The following is a 20,467-nucleotide window of genomic DNA, read 5'->3' on the forward strand; positions in this document are numbered from 1 at the left end:
CTTACTCCTACAATGTAGTTGTTTTATAAACAAAGTAATCTTTATTTAAATCCTTAAAATAACAATATGCTTTCTCAAGCTTATACTTGGAAGGGAATATACCAAAAATCGTTGAACCACTACCACTCATTAAAGACCTAACAGCTCCAAAATTCAACATCTGTTTTTTTATCAACCTTAGCTCACTAAATTCTTGCAAAACAACGCTCTCAAGATCATTGTGCATATATGAAATCAGGGTTTCAAAATTCAAAAGCGAGTGAATATTAGTAATTCGAGGCTCACTTGTCAACGTTAAATTTCTACTATTATACACAGCTTTCGTGCTTATTCCAAAAGAGGGTTTTACCAACAATAAATAAAGAGGACACAAATCTAAATCGGCAACAAACTCATCACCTATCCCCTTTGCTATAAGTGCTTTTTCTTGCAAAAAAAATGGTGCATCAGCACTCACATCTCTCAAAATGTTTTTCATTTCATCCAGACTCAACCGCAAATTAAAAATTTTATTTACCAACTTTAAAAAACCTGCCGCATCACTGCTGCCCCCACCCAAACCGGCTTCTATCGGAATATTCTTATAAAGATATACTCTTACACAACCATCAAAACCTGTAGTTTCACATAACTTATCATAAACTTTATAAATCAAATTTTTTTTATCCACAGGAATTGAAGGATTATTACATACAATCTTAAATTTTTCAGCAGGCTCAACATATAAGACATCAAAGAGATTTATACGGCTAAAAAGTGTAAAAAGATTATGATAACCATCTTTCCTTTTACCGGTGACATACAAAAATAGATTGATTTTCGCATAACATTTAATTGTATTTGCCGTCACTATAAAACTCCTTACAAACAAAACTCAAAGGTTTTGTCTCTGCCATCAGAAGAATTCTCAGAAATAACATAGATTGCTTCGGAACTATCATCCTTTGCAATGACGAAGCAATCTCCTCTGCCTTGTTTTTTGTTCTCCTCGGGTTTTTGCATAATTGGGCAAAAATCCAAGGAACTTGTTTATTGAGTTATAATCATTCATTAATTTATAATTTGTTAGCACCTTTTCAGGGCTAAAGAATTCATCAAAGGAAGGTTATAGACAATTTCTGTGAAAAATCAACATAATCTATTTCTTTAAGCCTTCCATTTTTAAATTCGTATGAAATATTAAAATTATCCGTCTTAATTTCTACGATTCTAAACTCGTTATCAATTTTATACAAAATATTGTTTTTATCAAACAGCAACAAATAATTTTCAAACACTTCTTTTTTCAAAATCCCTTTTGGTAGAAAAGCCGGAGTGTTAAATAGCTTAATAATTTTCTCAATCCTATCTTTATCCAAAACGTCTGCATATTCTTTTGAAATATCTTTGTTTTTCTCCAATACAATAACCTGAGTTCCATCATAACGAACAGTTGCTATAACCTGATTCAACAATCCAAAAATAAACAACCTTATAGAATTGTTACAATCCTTTACCAAGGCACATCTAAACTTTACTTTGAAAAACCTATCCTCATAATATATGATAAATTTCCCTTTAACATTGCAAACCAATTTATTATTTTCATAAATTTTCTTTAAAAGAACACTATCCGAATAATCAAATCTTACAACGTCCTTCTTTGCACAGGAAAAAGTTAAAAACAAAGATAAAAATAAAAATAAGATTTTTTTTTTCATTCTTTTTCTTTTAAGATTTCGTCAGGCGTTTTTTCTGGATGAACCTTTTTCAGCACTTTTATAAAATGTTCTTTTATCTCCTGCTCATCAGGAGCTAACAAAAAAGCTCTCTTCAGATATTTATAAGCTTCTTCATATCTTTTCATCTGATAAAGCACCCATCCCATACTATCAATGTATGCAGGATTATCTGGCTCAATCTCAAGGGCTTTTTTAATCAGATCATAAGCTTCATCGAGATTAATACCATGCTCTGCAAACATATAGCCTAAGAAATTCAAAGCGGTTGCATTTTTAGGATTATATTCAAGAATCTTTCTCAGATATTTCTCAGCATTTTTATAGTCTTTCATCTTTTCATAATTTATAACAAGATCAAACAGCAAATCCTCATCATCATATCCTGCTGCTAATCCTTTTTGCAAAACTCCTATGGCATCCTTATATTTCCCCTGCTCATAGTAAATTACAGCCTTTAACCTGTAATAATCCACATCCCTATCTTCCACTTTGATACTATCCAATATCTTCTGTGCTTTATCATAATCTTTTCTTTTGGTATAGATTACAGATAACCTTTTTTTAGGTTGAACATAATCGCTATCAATTTCTAAAGCTTTTTTATAAAAATCGATTGCATCATCATCCTTATTAAGTGCCTCGGAAAGAAAACCTGCAAAATAGTAAGCCTGTAAATCATCCTTTTTAATTTCAAGGACCTTTTTAAAATACTCTAGCGATTTTTTATAATCTTTTTTATCAAAATAAATTGCGGCAATCTGTTTTAAAGCAGTAATTTTTATCAAATTATCTTTACTGTTTTCCAGTGACTTAAAAACAGATAACGCCTCATCATATCTCTCTTCATCCACCAAAAGTCGCCCAAGTTTAAAACTGAGACTCCTCTGATTAGGATGAGCTTTGATCACCTTCTTGAGCATATCTATTGCTTTTGCCTTATCCCCCTTCTTTATGTAATAATCGGCAAGCCTATACAAAGCCAACGGATACTCATCGATTTCATAGGATTTTTTGACATCATCAATTCCCTTCTTCTCCAATCCCAGCTTTAAGTATAAAACGCCCCTTCTATAATAATATTCTGAAGACGGATTAATTTTTATCAGTTTATTATAGATTCCAACGGATGAAGAGAAATCACCTTTCATCTCATACAAATTTGCCAGTTCAAAAAGGTATTCCTCTTTCTCATTTACCTCGATAGTCTTTTTCAAATATTTAATAGCCTCGTCGATATCCTTATAATGAGTACGATACAGATATGATAAACTATAATAAATTTTTTCATTCTTATATTTTTGAACATATCTTAAATATAGTTCTTTTGCCTCATCAAATCTTTCTTCTTTGATTAAAATATTACCCTTTTTAAGAACAAGGTATGGATCATTATCAACTGCTAACAACTCATCAAGTAACTTTAAAGCCTCATCATATCTACCTTCTTGCTCAAAACTTAAAATTTTCATGAATGAATTGTATAATTTTGCTGTATCGGTAATCTTTGCCTGATTAATCGTACTACAACTTATAACAAACAGCACAAAAAACAGTATTTTTCTCATTTAAAATACTTCTCCAAAAAATCCGTACTCACATCCCCTTCCATAAATTTGTGATGTTCCATAATTCGTTTATGTAGAGGAATTGTTGTTTTTACCCCTTCTATAATAAATTCATTTAAAGCTACTTTCATCTTGGCTATTGCTTCATCTCTATCCTTGCCATGCACTATGAGTTTTGCAATCATTGAATCGTAATACGGCAAAACTGTACATTCCTGATAAGCTGCAGAATCTACTCTCACACCAAAACCACCAGGAGTGTAATAGGCATTTATCGTACCGGGTGAAGGCATAAACGTTTCTGGATCCTCAGCATTTATTCTACATTCTATTGCATGTCCTCTAATCTCAATATCTTCCTGCTTAAAAGGTATCTCTTTTTCTGATGCTACAAGTAATTGAAGTTTTACCAAATCAATTCCTGTAATCATCTCAGTGATGGGGTGTTCAACCTGAATCCTTGTATTCATCTCCATAAAATAGAAATTACCTGATTTATCCACAATATATTCTATTGTGCCTGCATTCTCATAACCAAGTTTTCTAACTGCTTCTACAGAGATTTCACCCATTTTCTGGCGCATACGCTCAGTGAGAAATGGACTAGGAGCTTCTTCTATTAATTTCTGATGCCTCCTTTGGATAGAACATTCCCTTTCATAGAAATGCACTACGTTACCAAAAGAATCCCCAAAAACCTGTATTTCAATATGTCTTGGCGACTCAATAAACTTTTCTATGTAAACATCACCACTTCCAAAAGCTTTCTCACTTTCTATTTTAGCCATCTCAAACTGATTCAAAAAACTCATTTCATTATGAGCCACCCTCATCCCTTTGCCACCACCACCAGCTGATGCCTTAATAATCACAGGAAATCCTATCTCTTTGGCAATCTTCAATGCTTCATCCGGATCATCCACAGCACCTTCGCTACCAGGGACAACAGGAACACCAAATTCTTTCATTGTTTCCTTAGCCTTAGCTTTATTCCCCATCAGTTCTATATGTTCAGATTTTGGACCAATAAATTTGAATCCACAATCTTCACAAATCCTTGCAAAATCAGCGTTTTCAGCAAGGAAACCATAACCTGGATGTATACCATCCACATCAGCAATTTCAGCTGCAGAAATTATGTTTTTAATATTGAGATAGCTATCACCTGCCTGATGAGGACCTATACATATTGCCTCATCAGCAAATGCCACATGAAGTGATTCCCTATCTGCATTAGAGTAAACAGCTACTGTTTCTATACCAAGTTCTTTACATGACCTTATTATTCGAAGCGCAATTTCACCTCTATTAGCAATCAATACCCTTTTTAACATAGTTTACCCCTAAAGTGGTTCCACTATAAATATAGTCTCACCATATTCTACAGGCTTTGCATTCTGTCCAACTTTCTTAATGATTTTACAGTCAAATTCTGCCTCTATCTCATTCATAATCTTCATTGCTTCAATTATACAAAGGGTTTGCCCCTTTTTCACTGTGTCCCCTTCTTTTACAAATGGTTCAGCACCTGGAGCTGGAGCCTCATAAAATGTTCCTACAATAGGTGCCTTTACTTCAACATAATTAGTATCCAGAGCTACATCTTTTTCTTTTACTTCAGTTGGCTTAGCTTCTACTGCGACTTCTTGCTCCTTTAACACAGGCTGAGTAACTTGCTGCGCGGCAGTCTGCGGTTGAGCTGTAACTGTAACAACTTCTACATTCTTTGATAGATAAATCCTTTCATCACCATTCTCATATTCAAATTCAGTAATATTTGATTTGTCGATTAACTTAACTAATTCTCTAATAACTTTTAAATTCATAACATACTCCTAATTTATTTAGCACTCTTTACTCTTTCTATATACTTACCATCTCTCGTATCAATTTTGATAACATCCCCTTCAGAAATAAAAAGTGGCACCTGTACTACACCACCTGTTGCTACTTTAGCTGGTTTTGAACCACCACTAACAGTATCCCCTTTTACTCCAGGATCTGTTTCCACCACTTCTAACTCTACAAAGTTTGGCAACTCAATTCCAACAGGTTTACCATTAAATATCAAAACAGTTACATTTAAATTTTCAGGCATAAAAAGTGCTGATTCACCCACTTCATCTGCACTTACAATAATCTGCTCATAGGTATCATTATCCATAAAATAGTAATTTGCCCCATCATTATAAAGATATTGCATCTCTTTCTCTTCAAAATCAGGCTGCTTTAATTTTTCATCAGATTTGAATGTTTTTTCAATAACGTTACCTGTTAATAAACTTTTTAACTTTGTCCTAACATTTGCACCGCCTCTTCCCATCTTAAAGTGCAAATATTCCACCACAACAAAAGGTTCTCCATCAACTTCAATCTTTGTACCTCTTTTAAACTGATTTGGAGTAATCATATCACACCTCTTCTTTTTTTATATTTTATAAACATAATCTTTTAATAAACCGTTTAATGTTTCACACCCATCTTTTTTAACTATTACCGTATCTTCCAATCTTACACCAAATTCTCCATCAAAATAAATCCCAGGCTCAATGGTCAAAACCATCCCTTCTTCCAAAATAGTTTCATCACGCTTGTTAAAAGCAGGTAATTCATGAACATCTATACCTACCCCATGACCTAATCCATGATTGAAAAAACTTCCATACCCTTTTGAATCAACATAATCCCTGGCAATCTTATCAATCTCCTTGCACTTAACTCCTGCTCTTACATTCTCTTTTGCAAACATTAAAGCACTCTTAACAATTTCAATAATCTTTAACACATAACTATCATTTCCATTATAAATGACCCTTGTTATATCGCTACAATAATTTACTTTACAACCATAATCTACGATTACCGGTTCATTTTTATTTATCTTCTTATCTGAAGCTACACCATGCGGTAAAGCACCTCTAAACCCTGATGCAACAATAGTATCAAAACTTGTGCCCCTTGCACCAGCAACTTTCATGTTATATTCAAGCTGTGCAGCCCATATATTTTCCGTCTCACCGTAAGAAAAACTTTCTAAGCTGTTTAAAAAAGCAATCTCTGCAACTTTATAAGCATCTCGAATCAACTTTATTTCATTTTCATCTTTTATCATTCTTAATAACTTAACCTTATCTTCTTCGCATACTTCAACATCTAAATTAAGATTTTGTAAACTGATAAGCAATCTTATTTCACCAGAAGGCTCAAGCCAAACTTTTCTATAACCCTTTAATAAACTTCTAAAAGTTTCTTTATAATCTTCGGCAATTTTTATTTCAAAATCATCATTTACTTCTTTTTTCGACTGAACCGCGTACCTTCCGTCTGTAATAAAATAGTTATGATTTTCTGTAAGAATTATAAAAGCTGTACTTCCAGTAAAACCTGATAAATAGTAAATATTTGATACATCTGATACAATATACGGATAATAGCCACAATTATCCAAATAATCTCTTAATTTATCAACCCTATTCACTTAAAGCCTCTTAAAATTATTTTTTTAAAAGATTGTTCAAAAAATCTATTGCATATATGTACGAATATTTACCCAAACCGGCAATCACACCCTCAGCAATATCTGAAATATATGATTTGTGTCTGAAATTTTCTCTTTTGTAAACATTACTTATATGAACTTCCACAACAGGTTTGCCAAAAGCAATTAAAGCATCTCTTATAGCCACACTTGTATGAGTATAACCGGCAGCGTTAATTACAATCCCATCAGCCCATTTTCTTAGCCGATGAATTTCATTTATTATTTCACCCTCTATATTCGATTGAAATACAGAAACTTCTATATTATTATTCTTTGCAAAATTCAAAATATCTGTAGTTAATTCATCATACGTAAAGCAACCGTAAAACCCTTTTTCTCTCTCACCAAGCAGATTTAAATTAGGACCATTTATAACAGCGATCTTAATCAATATCCAGCTCTCTTCTTAAATCTTGCTCAAAATACTTTATATAAAACCTGAGTTTTCCTATTATAGCATTTCTATCCAAGAGGGCTACAATATAATAAAACTTGTTAAGTTTGTGAAGATAAAAAATTTCATTTCCACAATCAATAACCATTTTTTCCATTTTACCAGTAACCAAATAAGTTGTTACCTTATCAATATATCTTAAAACGGAAGAAAATTCCGCAGCCAATTCCTCCGCGGTTCTTTCAGACTTTTCCTCTTTATCCACAATTATACCGTCTTTATCAAATATGGCAAAAAGCTTTAATCCTTCTACAGAGTTAAAAATAGATTGAATTATCTTTTTAAACACTTCTTGATGCCTTTACTTTTCTAATATTTTCTAGCCAACCTTCTAATTGTTCAATCAATGCTGCGTTTTTAACCTTTTCTACCTTAAATTCCTCTACTTTTTCTTCTTCATCTAAAATACCCGTAGATAGTTCTTCCTGTTGTAATATGGTTTCAGGTTCGATCACGCGTTCTGGAATTAAATCTTCTTTTAAATCTTCCGCGCCTAATTTTACCTCTTCATCAAGCCCCTTTTCAATAAACTCATCAACTTCTTTAACAATATCTTCTTGCTGCAAAACTTCAGCAGAAACTTCTTCCCCTATATCTTCTTGAACCTCCTTAATAACCTCTTCAATTTTTTCCTTCTCAGGTATCTCTTCAATGTCTCTCGGAACTGCTTCGATGTTTTCAGCCAACTCTTCTACAAGCTCTTTTAGGTCTCTATCCTCAGGAACTATATATAAAGCATTACGATAATAATAAAGCGCCTTGTCTAAGTTATCTTCAGACCTGTAAATATCTCCTAATAATTTATTAGCTCTGTAATTATCTTTATTCAATGTAGTAACTTCAATTAAAAGAGCTTTTGCCTCTGCAATCATCCCTTTTTCAAGATAAGCTTGTGCAAGAACTGTTTTAGCAGCTAAATAATTTGGATTTTTATCAAGCCCTTTTATGCAAGTATCTATAGCTTCATCATATTTACCAAGTTTCAAATATGCAATAGCAAGAGGCATGAACACTTTAGAATCGGGCTGTTCTTCAAGTTTCTTTGAAAAATATTCAATATCTTTGAGATATCTATTTCTTATTTTCTCATCCATTAAAAACTCCTGTTTTTTCAAGAATTAATACCACATCATCCAACTTTATACCTGTTATAATTTTACCAGCCCCAATTCTATTAGTCAAGGAGAGTACTAATCCGTCATTTTCAATTTTTTTATCACTCATCATGGCATTAATGAACAAATCTTTATTTTTTATTTTATATGTATAATCAAATCCATATAAACTCAGTATTTTCTTTACAAAATCCAATGTATCTTCGGATACTTCCCCAAGCTCAACCCCCACCAATGTTTCAAGATACATCCCTATGGCTACAGCAAATCCATGTTTTATACTGTAATTGGAATCCACCTCGATGGCATGACCTATGGTATGACCAAAGTTTAAAAATTTTCTTATGCCTGACTCAAGCTCATCCTGCCTAACCACATCAGCCTTATGCTTACAACATCTATAAATCATCTCCATTACAGTTTCATTCTTTTTCATGGCTATTTTGTTACGATTTGATAATAAAAACTCATAAAACTCCTCGTCAAACATCAAGGAATATTTAATAACTTCAGCCAATCCATTTTTATATTCATCATCCGCAAGAGTGGAAAGGAATGCAGTATCTATAAATACTTTTTCAGGCTGTTTAAAACTACCTATAAAATTTTTTCTATTTTCAAAATTTACACCTGTTTTTCCACCAACACTACTATCTACCATAGACAAAAGGGTGGTAGGTACTTGAATAAAATTAATACCTCTCATATAAAGGGAAGCCGCAAATCCCCCTACATCACCAGTAATCCCACCTCCGAGCACAATAAGTTTTGAACTTCTGTTTGCCTGTTCATCCTTCAGCCATTTTAAAATTTCCAGCACGCTTTCAATTTTTTTGTTTTCTTCTGATGCTTCAAATATAAATTTCTTATCTATATTTTCAAAAAAACTCTCATAAAGAGAGTACACTTTAGAATCAATCAGATAAAAGGAATTATGATACATCTCTAATACATTTTTTATGCAGCCTTTCTCGATAATTATTGGATAGGAATAATCGACTTCTTTTTTTAAATTTACGAATAAATTATAACTCATCTAAAAACTCCATAATTTCAGCAGCCACTTCATCGGGAGAAACATCGGAAGTATCAACAATATAATCCGCCTTTATATAAAGAGGTGCCCGCTCAAACATCAGTCTTTTAATCTCATCAATAACATTCTCCACCATAAGCAGAGGTCTGCTTTCATCACCTTTTAGCCTCTCATAAATCGATTCGGCACTAGCAGCAAGAGTAATTATAACACCACTCTCTTTCATCACTTCGTAGTTACCTTCCGTAGTCAATAAACCTCCACCTGTAGCAATAATATAACCTTTCCCTCCTGCGACCTCTTTTAAGACCTCAGTCTCAATTTTTCTAAAGTGCTCTTCGCCATCATCAATAAAAATATCCCTGATTGATTTGCCTGCTTTTCTCTCTATAAGTTCATCAAGGTCATAAAATTTCCTTCCTAATTTCTCAGCAAGTATTTTCCCCACCGTTGTCTTTCCTGTTCCCATAAAACCTATCAGGTAAATATTCATAAAACACCCCAATAATCGCTATTTTTTTACTCTTTTTACCATTAAATCTTGTGCACATTTCCTCGGCAGATTTTCTTTTTTTAACATTTCATAATAATAATTTCCACAATTATCTGAATAAAGCAAATCCTCATTTCTCACAACTTTTTTAAGAGCAACACCCTTTGGCACTTTAAAACTCACCTTTTTTACGTTCTTTAACAAATTTTTCTCTATCTTTGCAATTATTGGAGCTGCAATTTTACCTCCTGTTGCATCTTCGCCAACAGTTCTAAAATCATCATACCCCACCCACAACACCGCCACATAAGGGGGGAAAATTCCCACAAACCAGCAATCTCTACTATCGTTGCTTGTCCCGGTCTTGCCGGCAGTTCCTGGAATTAACCCCTTCCTCCTGGCTGTTCCATATTTCACAACTTTTTCCATCAAAAACAAAACCTGATAAGCAGAAGTCTCATCCACCACCCGTCTACACTTTTTATCAGGTTCTATTACCACACCATCATCATCTACTATTTTCTTTATAAATGTAATTTCACACTTTTTACCATAATTTGCAATTGCAGTGTAAACCTTTGCCACTATCAAAGGTGTTTGCGGAATCGATCCAAGAGGCATAGCGTGAAATGGCTTTACACCCTCAAACCCCAATCTTGTAGCTATCCTAGACACCCTTTCCAGACCAACAATTTCAGCAAGTTTTACGGTAAGATTATTTAGTGAATAAATCAGGCCGTTTCTTATATTTGTCTTACCCATGAAATAGTTTTTAAAGTTTTTTGGTGAATATAGTTGCTTACCTTCTTTGAATTTATACGGCTTATCCTCCAAAACGTAAGAAGGTCTAAAGCCATAATAAAAAGCTGTAAGATAAGTAATCGGTTTAAAAATAGACCCAACTTCCCTTCTAACATTTACTGCTCTATTTTTTGAAAAATCATCCCGTATGGAACCGTTAACTGACACAACTTCATTTCTAAAATAATCCACCAGGACAAAACCAGCTTCAATACCTTTAAATTTACTCAAAGAATTTTTAATAATTTCTTTGCTCATTTTATACAGTTTCTCATCAAAATTTGTATAAACCACATAACTCTTACTCTTCAAATCAACATTTAAATTTTTTAATTCTGCCAAAACACCATCAAGATAATCCGGATATTTTTTCAATGTTTTAGGTTTATGAAACTCTACCCTAGCATCATCCCCGCTTAAAATATCTGCTATCTTTGATAAAAAAGGGTAATTACTCTCTGCATTTTTTAAATCATAAATCACGCAAAAAACCAGAAAAACCTTCTCTTTATAGGACAAATTTTTAAAATCTTTGCCAAACAAACTGACTGAATATCCGTTAACCCCTTTGATCCCATTTGCAAAAAGATAGTTGTTTAATTCTATTTCATAAATTTTCTCTAACGAATACTCTTTTAACAGACGACTGATAAAATGTTTTTTTAAAAACTCTTTATATTTATTATGCAAAATATATTTTTTATTTTTGGAATAAAACTCATCCCAATATTTATTTAATAAAAGGTCTTTTCCAATAAAACCAACGTAATCTTTGTAAAACCTATCAAACTCTTTGAAATCCTTACTGATATTAATCAATCCACCAAAATTCATATACCCCGAAAAAATAACATTTCCATTTGAAGCAAATATTTTCAAAGTCGTAGTTTTAGAATCATTTTGAAGAGCTAGTTTTGGAATTTCGATTCGAGCTAATAAAAAATCTTCATAAGTTTTTAAAGCAAGTAAAGAAAAAGAAATAGCGATAGCTATTAACAAAAAAAACAATAAACTTTTAGCAATAATTTTAAAATTCATTATTCAGATAAAATTTTAACTGCTCCAAAGCCTTTCTTCGATGACTAATCTCATTTTTTTCTTCAGCTTCAAGCTCGGCCATTGTTCTACCATCTGAAAGCAAAAATAGAGGGTCGTAACCAAACCCGTTACTTCCCCTCATTTCAAATGCAATTCTGCCTTCACATTCACCTCTAAATGTAGCAACTGTCTCTCCGTCTTTGCAGAGGGCTATCACGCAGACAAACTTTGCCCCCCTTTTCTCCAAAGGAACACCCTTTAACTTATCAAGTAGCAATCTGTTATTCTCCTCATCAGTTGCATTCTCTCCGGCAAATCTTGCAGAAAACACTCCAGGTGCGCCATTAAGTGCATCCACTTCCAGCCCAGAATCATCTGCAATTATATAACCTTCCACAAACTTTGATAAAGTCTCACCTTTTAGTTTTGCATTTTCTTCAAATGTAGCACCACTCTCTTCGACATCAACATTTTCATTAATAACATCAAATGCAGAAAGCACCTCTATAGGCTTTAATATTTCTGCAATCTCTTTCAATTTTCCCTTATTCTTTGTTGCAACAAAAAGTTTCTTCACTTTTTCAATGCCTCTTTTTGAGCAGATATAATATTTTTTATCCCAATGAATGCAGTATCAAGCATTTTATCAAGCAACTTTCTATCAAAAGGTCTTTCTTCTCCTGTCCCTTGAATTTCAATAATCTCACCATTACTTGTAGCTACTACATTCATATCCACTGTAGCTGCAGAATCCTCTTCATAGTTCAAATCCAAAACTACCTCATCATTTACAAGCCCCACACTCACAGCAGCCACAAAATCATTAATAGGATTTTCTTCCATTTCCCCGCTTTCCACGAGTCTTTCAAAAGCTAAATAAAGTGCCACAAAACCTCCTGAAATGGATGCTGTTCTTGTGCCGCCATCAGCCTGGATCACATCACAATCTATAACCACGGTTCTCTCACCAAGTTTGGTCATATCCACCACAGATCTCAACGACCTACCTATAAGTCTTGATATCTCTTGAGTCCTTCCTGATAGTTTACCCTTTTGAGCCTCACGCACATTTCTTGTATGTGTTGCTCTTGGAAGCATAGAATACTCTGCCGTTACCCAACCTGTGCCAGAACCTTTTAAAAACGGAGGTACGCCATCGGTTACCGATGCATTACAGATAACCTTTGTTTCACCAAACTCTATCAATACCGAGCCCTCCGGATATCTTATATAATCAGTAGTTATTTTAATAAGTCTCATTTCATCATTTCTTCTGCCATCACTTCTCATCGCAACTCCCTTCTATAATCTTTATTTCATCATTTTCTAATGTCATAGCACAATTATAATCTATTTGTGTAAATGCCTCACTATTTACAACATCAATCTTAAATACCTTTATGTTACTATCAAAGGATTTTAAAGTTTTAAGTAAGGATTTTAAAAAAAGATACTCACTATTACTACCATTTTGAAACCCTTTTAAAAAACTTAAACGTATTTTGCAGAAACCGTTTTTAATATTCACATCTTGAAACTTGACAAATTCTCCTACGGCTGAAATGGTATGATCACCTTTTTCCACTTTTAGTTTATTTAAAAGCAAAAATGCATACACATTTTTTTGATAAAAAGGGTTTATCACTACAACTTTTTTTGGTATTAACTTGTTACTTTCAATATCTATAAAATATGCATCATAAATTCTAATAGAAAATAAAAAAAACAAAATAACAAGAAAACCAATTATCAGGTATAAAAATCTTTTCATAAAATAAGAATTACCACATCACCCTTAAAATTTCAATGTTATTATTATTCTGACGTCACTCTAAAATTTTAAAAAGATGTTAAATTATTTTTACAGCATTTTTATCTCGTTAAAAATCGCCATAAATAGGGAGATTTCGAGGCAAATCTCTACAGAATTAGAGTATGTCTTTCAATAATTAGCAAGAAAATTATTTAACACTTTCTTACACAGCATTTTTAATATTATCAAAGTATTACTACACTTTGGCTTCAAAAAATAATGTATTGCCATTCAAATTTTAATTGACATCAAAAGCTAGTTGAATTATTTTTCTGCCATACTAAAAAGGTGTTTTAGATGAAAAAGTTTCTTTTAAAAATTCTGTTTTTTTTCTTTAAGCGTTCTCTAATATTTCTTTCAAAGCATGACAAAAATATCAAAGACGAATTGAGTAATTTACCCGAAAATTATCGAATAATCTTAAAAATACACAATATGACTTCCCCCATGATTTCCCTTATGAAAGTTAACGACAAATTTGTGGAAAATATCGATACATCATCTGCTGATTTAATTGTTGAATTTAAAAATATTAACAGTGCTTTTTTGATATTCACCGCTCAAAAAGGACTCGAAAAAGCATTTGCTGAAAAAAGAATAATTTTAAAAGGGCTAATAACATATGGGATTATTTTCACAAGAATATCCATAATTGTTCAAAGGTATCTTTTTCCGGCTTTTATATGTAAAAATATCATGAAGCATATTATGCCTATCAACAATATGCTAAAAATAAAACTATACATTTACGGAATAATTAAGGGATAATGCCATGAAAAATAATTATTTTGAATTCCATGCACCCACAAAGATTCTTGCCGGATTTGATGCTTTGGACAATCTCCTCTTTGAGCTTGAAGTATTGCACTGTAAAAATCCGCTTATCATTACTGATTATGGAGTTAAACAAGCTGGGCTCTTAAAACTTGTTGAAAAGATACTCTTTGAGCAAAATATTAACTACCACCTCTTTGATAATGTACCACCAGATTCATCCCTTGAAACTGTTAAGGATGTTGCTAACCAATTTAAAATGTATCAATGCGATTGTCTTATAGCAGTTGGCGGTGGATCAGTTATTGATACAGCTAAAGGCGCAAATATAGCTATCAGTTATAATGAAAATGATCTTATAAAATTAGCTGGTGCTGATAGATTAGATAAGAAAACAAAACCTTTGATTGTCATACCTACCACAAGTGGTACAGGTTCAGAAGCAACCCTTGTAGCTGTGATATCCGATGAAAAAAGAGGGGTAAAACTCCCTTTTGCCTCCAATTTTCTTTTACCTGATGTAGCCATTTTGGATGCAAGAATGACGGAAACCTTACCACCAAAACTAACTGCAGCTACAGCTATGGATGCACTCACCCACGCCATTGAAGCATATTTGTGTTTACAAAAAAATCCCATATCTGATTCTTTTTCCATAACCGCCATCAAGCTAATCAGCCAAAATTTGCTGAAAGTAATTGAAAAACCAAAAGATAAATATTTGAGATTAAATCTTGCCGTCGCATCCACATGTGCAGGGATAGCTTTCTCAAATTCTATGGTAGGAATAATCCACGCCATAGGACATTCTGTTGGTGCAGTTTCCAAGGTCCCTCATGGCATTGCTATGGCAATATTGTTACCCCATGGAATTGAATTTTATCTTCAAAATAAAAAAGAAGATATTGGCAACCTTTTGCTTTTTCTTTCAGATGAAAATAGTTTTATTAGCTCGCAGGATAAATCCGGTGATACAATCAAAATTATTAAAGATTTATTAAAGACATTAAACGAAAAAACCGGATTACCAATTACACTGAAAGAGGCAGGTGTAAAAAAAGAGGATTTTAATAAAATTGCTGAATTATCCTTAAATGACGGTGCAATTACATTCTCCCCTGTATATGCCGACAAAAATAACATACTACAATTACTTAATGAGGCATACGAATGAAAGTGGTTGAAGGCTTCTCTAATAAGCTGCTTACTATAGACCTTACCAACAAGAGTTTTGAAATCTCTCAAATACCAATGGAAGATAGAATAAAATACCTAGGTGCAAAAGGGTTAGGTTTAAAATTATTTTACGACAATTTTCCCGGTAAAATCGATCCACTCTCTCCCGAAAACATTATAGTAATAATGCCTGGTATTTTAATGGGTACAAATGCGCCTTGCTCTGGAAGATTTCATGCAATCACCATCTCTCCTCTTACCGGGATTATCGGCACATCATCTTGTGGTGGTCCATTTGGCATGTCTCTTAAAAAAAACGGCTTTGATGCACTGATAATTAAAGGTAAAGCTGAAAACCCTACCTTTTTAGTAATTGATGAAAAAGGCGTTACATTTGAATCGGCTTCTGAAATATGGGGAAAAGATACTCACCACACACAAGATTATCTCAGCAAATATGGCGATGGTATTTTAGCCATTGGCCCTGCAGGAGAACATCTTGTAAGATATGCGAACGTAATTTCTAGACACAGATTTCTTGGTAGATGCGGATTCGGCGCAGTATTCGGTTCTAAAAATCTAAAAGGGATTGTTGCTAAAAAAGGTGAGTATAAGATATTGCCTAAAAATAAAGTACTTTTTGATAAACTTCGAAAAAAAGGTTTAAATTATATAAATAGAAATCAATTTACAGCATACAACTATAGAAATTATGGCACATCTTCAAATGTAAATTTTACAAACCCAAAAGGTGCAATGCCTGCATATAATTTTAGAGACGGCTATGATCCCCAATCCGTTAACCTCTCCGGCGAAAAAATGGCAGAACTTTTCCATTCAAAGCATCATACCTGCAAACCATGCTCCATACTTTGTGGACACAAAGGTATCATTAATGGAAAAGAGATGGCCATACCGGAATACGAAACAGTTACATTGCTTGGCAGCAACCTCGGAATCTTTGATCCCGCAAAAATTGCAGAATGGAACGACTTATGTTCTAAAATGGGATTAGATACCATTTCTCTCGGCGGTACTCTTGCATGGGCTATGGAAGCTAATGAAAAAGGGATATTTAAAAGCGAATTAACATTTGGAAAAGAAGACAACATTGCTGATACAATTCTTAAGATTGCTCATAGAGTGGATATTGGAGATAAACTTGCAGAAGGGGTAAAAAGGCTTGCCGAAGAACACGGTGGGAATGAATTTGCCATCCATATCAAAGGGCTCGAAATTTCAGGTTATGATCCCAGAGCAGCCTTTGGGCAGGCGTTATCTTTTGCTACTGCTAATAGAGGAGGTTGTCATCTATCTGCATATCCAGTTGGTCTTGAAATAATTTTTGACCTCTTAAACCCCTACAGTGAAAAAGGGAAAGCTGATTACACAATCTTTTTTGAAAACCTTTTTAATTGTATCAATTCACTACAAACATGTCTTTTCACTGCTTTTGCATATCTTTTTGAAGCACCACTAACAAAATATACTCCGCATTTTCTCTTAAAATTTATCATGACAAATTTCCCAAAAATTGCCATATCGTTGGTTGATTTCTCTCTTTATCACAAAATGTGGGTGGCAGTAACAGGACTAAATATAACAGCTAAAGAATTTATTACCGCAGGAGAAAGAATACATGTTCTTGAAAGATATATGAACTGTCTCCTTGGAGTATCTAGAAATGATGATATACTTCCTGCAAGATTAATTTCAAAGTCAAGACAGTCAGATAAAAAACAAAAACTTCCGCCCATCGATAAAATGTTAAAAGCTTATTATAAAAAAAGAGGATACGATAAAAACGGTAAACCAACGGAAAAATTACTAAAAAAATTACAAATTATTTGAGCAACTCTTTTCTTTTAAGCCAAAAATCAAAGGATCTGCCTGGGACAAAAATATCAATTCCCACTGAGGGTTCATCAAGGGGATTTGTTACAATATGCTCTTCATCCCCTTCAATATACACTGTATCATACTTATCGAGTATCACTTCTCCATCCTTTTCAGTCCACACAGCAAGCTTACCTTCTAATACAATCAACACCTGAGCATTTGGATGCTTATGTTTTGGAGAAGAGTGTTTTGGAGGCTTTATAAAATATTCAATGGATATATCTTTTTGATTACAAAGACTTACACGCTTCCAATTTTTCTCAGGCTCATAACTTTCAGCTTTGTGATATTTAATAACTTCCATAATTTTCCCCCAACAAATAGGCGCGGGCGGGATTGAACCGCCGACTCCTGCGACGTCAACGCAGTGCTCTCCCACTGAGCTACGCGCCTATGTAAATATAAATAGCTAAAAAAATTTACTAATTCAACCCAAAATCACTCAACAACTTATCTACTTCTTCCTGACTAACACTAAACTGTTCACCTTGCATCTGCTTTACTTTCATATACCCTAAAATTGCTCCAAATTTTGCACCAATCTCTTCAGTATAGCTTATAATTTTCCTTATTTTCTGCTCTGTAATATCCTGGAACTCAAGCGAATTCAACATTTCAAATCCCATATTATCAAGTTCAGCCAATCTCTTTTCTATGTTTTCAATTTGGGATAGTGCTGAATTTTTATCAGCACTAGATATGTATTTCTCCAGACTACTTAGATCATCTTCAATAGACTTATATACTGATAACATTTTTTCAACATTGTTCATTAGGTTAAATGCAGCATTTTCAGCCCTTTCGGTTACATCATCAAGGGAATCTTTTACTGAAGGGATCCGTCTAGATGAATCATCTACAGTGGGCTCTACTTCGTCCACTTTTCTTTTAGTTTCTACAAGTAATTTCAATAATTCACCTATTTCACCTTTTATATCAATATCAAGCTCTGCTGTCTCACCATTTATAATTTTTTCGGCTATACTTTTTAATTCTTCTAACGAATCTCTTTCAATTATTATTGAATCAGAATTTTTAGAATCCAAATCTTTATCTGCAAAACTTTCAACTTCATCTACTACATTACTTTCACAACTATCTTCATCATTTAAATTTTTTTTTTCTTTTTTTCTTTTTATTAATTCTTCTGTTTCTTTTTCTCGTTTGGCTAACTCTTGAGCAATCAAAGCATCGAGATCATCTTGTGATACATATTCTTCTTCATTACCCAACACTTCTTCACTTTGTTTTAATGCATCCTCCAAAACTTCTTGAGTATCTGGTAATCTCGCTTTTTTCTTTTTAATCAACTCTTCAGTTTCTTTCTCACGCTTAGCCAATTCTTGTGCAATCAAAGCATCTATGTCATCAATATCTTCAACGCCAATTTCTTCAGTCTGAGATATTGTTACATCTTCTTCTATTTTTTCAGAGCTTTCCTCTACCCCAATCATATTTTCATTTACATAATCTAACTCAGCTTCTTTCACTTCATCTTTTTCTATAGCTTCTTTCTCAGGTTGTTTTGATTCTTTTTCAATGCTAATATCAACTTTGCTATCATTTACAACAGTTTCTTCAACATCCCTATCTGATTCAACAAATTGAGAAGCACCCACACTTTCAGGCTTAGTAAAAAACTTTTTCTTTAACTCACTATCATCATATTTCCCTTCTCCAAAAATAACTCTATCGATATCAAGCAGTATTATTAAACGTTCATTATATTTACAAATACCAAGAATATATTCTTGCCCCACTGACCCCACCAAAGGGGGTGTAGGCTCTACAATACTTTTAGTAATTCTCATCACTTCAGTAACTTCATCTACAACAAACCCAATACTTTCCTTCTCAAAATTAACAACAATTATCCTTGTGTTTTTATCAAAATCGCTTTTATCAAGATTAAATCTCAATCTTAAATCCACTACAGGAATAACTTTACCTCTTAAATTCATTACCCCAAGAACAAAATGATCCACTCTTGGAACAGAAGTAATTTCAACCATTCTGATAATCTCTTGAACTTTCAATATATCTATAGCGTATTCCTCATCCCCCAGTTTAAAACCAACAAGTTGTATAATATCTTCTTCTTTTACAATTTCTTCAAAATCATTTTGGCTTACCTGTTCCGGACACATTTTACACCTCACAACTTATTCAATACATTCTTTGCAATATCATCAATACATTCGGTTATAAAATTTTCATTAGTGCTGGTATAAAAAAGTTCCAGCCTTTTTAAACTTTCCGGTATACTTATATCGTATGGTATAAAACCAAGCTTTTCAACTTTAATCCCAAGATATTTATTAGCTACATTTTCAAAACCATAAAAAACATTCAATTCTTTTTTAAACTTCAACATATTCAAGACTAATCCCACTTTGTAGTTATTTATTATATCGACTACTTCAGGAATAGATTTAGAATCATACATTTTTAAATCATCGATTATATCAGTAACTTTCTTATAATTCATACTTCTACTTCTTAAGCGTTTTAATACTTTTTCAAGCAAAGGATTATTTTTTAAACTTCTTTCAATAAGCCTATATAAAGCAATCTTTATAAATCCATAAGAATTCTCAATTGATGTAGGTTCGCTGTTCATAATAACAACTTTTTTTTCAGAATAGTTGAAAAAATCCAACATATTATAGCTTGTACCAGCTCCTAAATCCAATATAACATAATCAAAATTCGTTCTTTTCAAGTTATTAACAAGCTTTAGTTTTTCATAATTTGATATATGTGCCATTCCAAGGATATCACTGGCACCACCAATAAATTTTACCCCAGCAGGAGTATCTATAATTATTTCTTCTAATTTATATTTTTCTTTTAAAAAATTGTATATTCCCACCCCTGCAGTTTTTAATCCTACAAAATTATGTAGATTTGCACCTCCTAAATCTCCATCGACCAGTAAAACATTATTCCCTTTGTTTTTCAAAGAAATAGCAAGGTTAGCAGAAAAAAAGCTTTTACCAACACCACCTTTTCCACTAGCAACAGATATAATTTGTGCCATT

At 33.1% G+C, this 20,467-nt stretch carries 22 protein-coding genes and 1 tRNA gene; 3 read left to right on the forward strand and 20 right to left on the reverse strand.

The window, feature by feature from the left end; genetic code table 11:
• Positions 1-7: 7 nt before the first annotated feature.
• The 16 genes from ispE to FHQ18_RS04375 all read right to left on the reverse strand — a co-directional run bounded on the left by ispE (position 8) and on the right by FHQ18_RS04375 (position 13,535).
• Positions 8-850 carry a 4-(cytidine 5'-diphospho)-2-C-methyl-D-erythritol kinase gene (gene ispE, locus FHQ18_RS04300; protein ID WP_188020340.1) on the reverse strand — a complete coding sequence of 281 codons (843 nt, stop codon included), beginning with the start codon at positions 848-850 and terminating at the stop codon, positions 8-10.
• Between the two features lie 244 nt (positions 851-1,094).
• Positions 1,095-1,700 carry a hypothetical protein gene (locus FHQ18_RS04305; RefSeq protein ID WP_149265942.1) on the reverse strand — a complete coding sequence of 202 codons (606 nt, stop codon included), beginning with the start codon at positions 1,698-1,700 and terminating at the stop codon, positions 1,095-1,097.
• Positions 1,697-3,286, reverse strand: coding sequence for a tetratricopeptide repeat protein (locus FHQ18_RS04310; RefSeq protein WP_149265943.1), 1,590 nt, complete (start codon positions 3,284-3,286; stop codon positions 1,697-1,699). Before FHQ18_RS04310 ends, FHQ18_RS04305 begins: the two co-directional genes overlap by 4 nt.
• Positions 3,283-4,620: an acetyl-CoA carboxylase biotin carboxylase subunit gene (gene accC / locus FHQ18_RS04315; protein ID WP_149265944.1), complete on the reverse strand. Its 1,338-nt coding sequence runs from the start codon at positions 4,618-4,620 to the stop codon at positions 3,283-3,285. The genes FHQ18_RS04310 and accC overlap by 4 nt, the downstream gene beginning before the upstream one ends.
• A 9-nt stretch (positions 4,621-4,629) precedes the next feature.
• Positions 4,630-5,112 (reverse strand): acetyl-CoA carboxylase biotin carboxyl carrier protein, encoded by a 483-nt coding sequence (gene accB, locus FHQ18_RS04320; protein ID WP_149265945.1) that lies wholly within the window; start codon positions 5,110-5,112, stop codon positions 4,630-4,632.
• A gap of 14 nt (positions 5,113-5,126) precedes the next feature.
• A complete protein-coding gene (gene efp / locus FHQ18_RS04325; protein WP_149265946.1) occupies positions 5,127-5,696 on the reverse strand; it encodes an elongation factor P in 570 nt (189 codons plus the stop codon).
• Positions 5,697-5,714: 18 nt separating this feature from the next.
• Positions 5,715-6,764, reverse strand: coding sequence for a M24 family metallopeptidase (locus FHQ18_RS04330; RefSeq protein WP_149265947.1), 1,050 nt, complete (start codon positions 6,762-6,764; stop codon positions 5,715-5,717).
• Positions 6,765-6,780: 16 nt separating this feature from the next.
• On the reverse strand, positions 6,781-7,218 hold the full coding sequence (aroQ, locus tag FHQ18_RS04335) for a type II 3-dehydroquinate dehydratase (RefSeq protein ID WP_246798642.1): 438 nt from the start codon (positions 7,216-7,218) through the stop codon (positions 6,781-6,783).
• Entirely contained in the window at positions 7,211-7,570 is a 360-nt protein-coding gene (locus FHQ18_RS04340; RefSeq protein WP_149265949.1) for a roadblock/LC7 domain-containing protein, read from the reverse strand. Before FHQ18_RS04340 ends, aroQ begins: the two co-directional genes overlap by 8 nt.
• Positions 7,563-8,375 (reverse strand): tetratricopeptide repeat protein, encoded by an 813-nt coding sequence (locus FHQ18_RS04345; protein ID WP_149265950.1) that lies wholly within the window; start codon positions 8,373-8,375, stop codon positions 7,563-7,565. Before FHQ18_RS04345 ends, FHQ18_RS04340 begins: the two co-directional genes overlap by 8 nt.
• Entirely contained in the window at positions 8,368-9,432 is a 1,065-nt protein-coding gene (gene aroB / locus FHQ18_RS04350; protein ID WP_149265951.1) for a 3-dehydroquinate synthase, read from the reverse strand. Before aroB ends, FHQ18_RS04345 begins: the two co-directional genes overlap by 8 nt.
• Positions 9,422-9,925 (reverse strand): shikimate kinase, encoded by a 504-nt coding sequence (locus tag FHQ18_RS04355; protein WP_149265952.1) that lies wholly within the window; start codon positions 9,923-9,925, stop codon positions 9,422-9,424. Before FHQ18_RS04355 ends, aroB begins: the two co-directional genes overlap by 11 nt.
• An 18-nt stretch (positions 9,926-9,943) precedes the next feature.
• Complete coding sequence (locus FHQ18_RS04360) at positions 9,944-11,764, reverse strand: transglycosylase domain-containing protein (RefSeq protein ID WP_149265953.1); 1,821 nt, start codon at positions 11,762-11,764, stop codon at positions 9,944-9,946.
• Positions 11,754-12,341, reverse strand: a complete 588-nt coding sequence (locus FHQ18_RS04365) for an XTP/dITP diphosphatase (RefSeq protein WP_149265954.1) — start codon at positions 12,339-12,341, stop codon at positions 11,754-11,756. The genes FHQ18_RS04360 and FHQ18_RS04365 overlap by 11 nt, the downstream gene beginning before the upstream one ends.
• Positions 12,338-13,054 carry a ribonuclease PH gene (gene rph, locus FHQ18_RS04370; protein ID WP_149265955.1) on the reverse strand — a complete coding sequence of 239 codons (717 nt, stop codon included), beginning with the start codon at positions 13,052-13,054 and terminating at the stop codon, positions 12,338-12,340. Before rph ends, FHQ18_RS04365 begins: the two co-directional genes overlap by 4 nt.
• A complete protein-coding gene (locus FHQ18_RS04375; protein ID WP_149265956.1) occupies positions 13,044-13,535 on the reverse strand; it encodes a GerMN domain-containing protein in 492 nt (163 codons plus the stop codon). The genes rph and FHQ18_RS04375 overlap by 11 nt, the downstream gene beginning before the upstream one ends.
• Before the next feature lie 339 nt (positions 13,536-13,874).
• Here FHQ18_RS04375 and FHQ18_RS04380 point away from each other — a divergent pair, with 339 nt between their 5' ends.
• Genes FHQ18_RS04380 through FHQ18_RS04390 form a run of 3 tightly spaced genes read left to right on the forward strand, consistent with a single transcriptional unit; the run spans position 13,875 to position 17,378 of the window.
• Positions 13,875-14,345 (forward strand): hypothetical protein, encoded by a 471-nt coding sequence (locus tag FHQ18_RS04380; protein WP_149265957.1) that lies wholly within the window; start codon positions 13,875-13,877, stop codon positions 14,343-14,345.
• A 4-nt stretch (positions 14,346-14,349) separates the two neighbouring features.
• Positions 14,350-15,525, forward strand: coding sequence for an iron-containing alcohol dehydrogenase (locus FHQ18_RS04385; RefSeq protein WP_149265958.1), 1,176 nt, complete (start codon positions 14,350-14,352; stop codon positions 15,523-15,525).
• Complete coding sequence (locus FHQ18_RS04390) at positions 15,522-17,378, forward strand: aldehyde ferredoxin oxidoreductase family protein (protein WP_149265959.1); 1,857 nt, start codon at positions 15,522-15,524, stop codon at positions 17,376-17,378. Before FHQ18_RS04385 ends, FHQ18_RS04390 begins: the two co-directional genes overlap by 4 nt.
• Here FHQ18_RS04390 and FHQ18_RS04395 read toward each other — a convergent pair.
• The 4 genes from FHQ18_RS04395 to FHQ18_RS04410 form a co-directional block, all read right to left on the reverse strand.
• On the reverse strand, positions 17,371-17,730 hold the full coding sequence (locus FHQ18_RS04395) for a cupin domain-containing protein (protein WP_149265960.1): 360 nt from the start codon (positions 17,728-17,730) through the stop codon (positions 17,371-17,373). The genes FHQ18_RS04390 and FHQ18_RS04395 overlap by 8 nt on opposite strands.
• A gap of 17 nt (positions 17,731-17,747) precedes the next feature.
• A tRNA-Val gene (locus FHQ18_RS04400) sits at positions 17,748-17,819 on the reverse strand.
• 29 nt (positions 17,820-17,848) lie between these two features.
• The gene (locus tag FHQ18_RS04405; RefSeq protein ID WP_149265961.1) at positions 17,849-19,573 is read right to left on the reverse strand and encodes a chemotaxis protein CheW; all 1,725 of its coding nucleotides are present in this window, start codon (positions 19,571-19,573) and stop codon (positions 17,849-17,851) included.
• An 8-nt stretch (positions 19,574-19,581) separates the two neighbouring features.
• Positions 19,582-20,466, reverse strand: coding sequence for a P-loop NTPase (locus FHQ18_RS04410; protein ID WP_149265962.1), 885 nt, complete (start codon positions 20,464-20,466; stop codon positions 19,582-19,584).
• Position 20,467 lies beyond the last annotated feature (1 nt).

The organism is Deferribacter autotrophicus, from assembly GCF_008362905.1.
GTDB classification, from domain to species: domain Bacteria; phylum Chrysiogenota; class Deferribacteres; order Deferribacterales; family Deferribacteraceae; genus Deferribacter; species Deferribacter autotrophicus.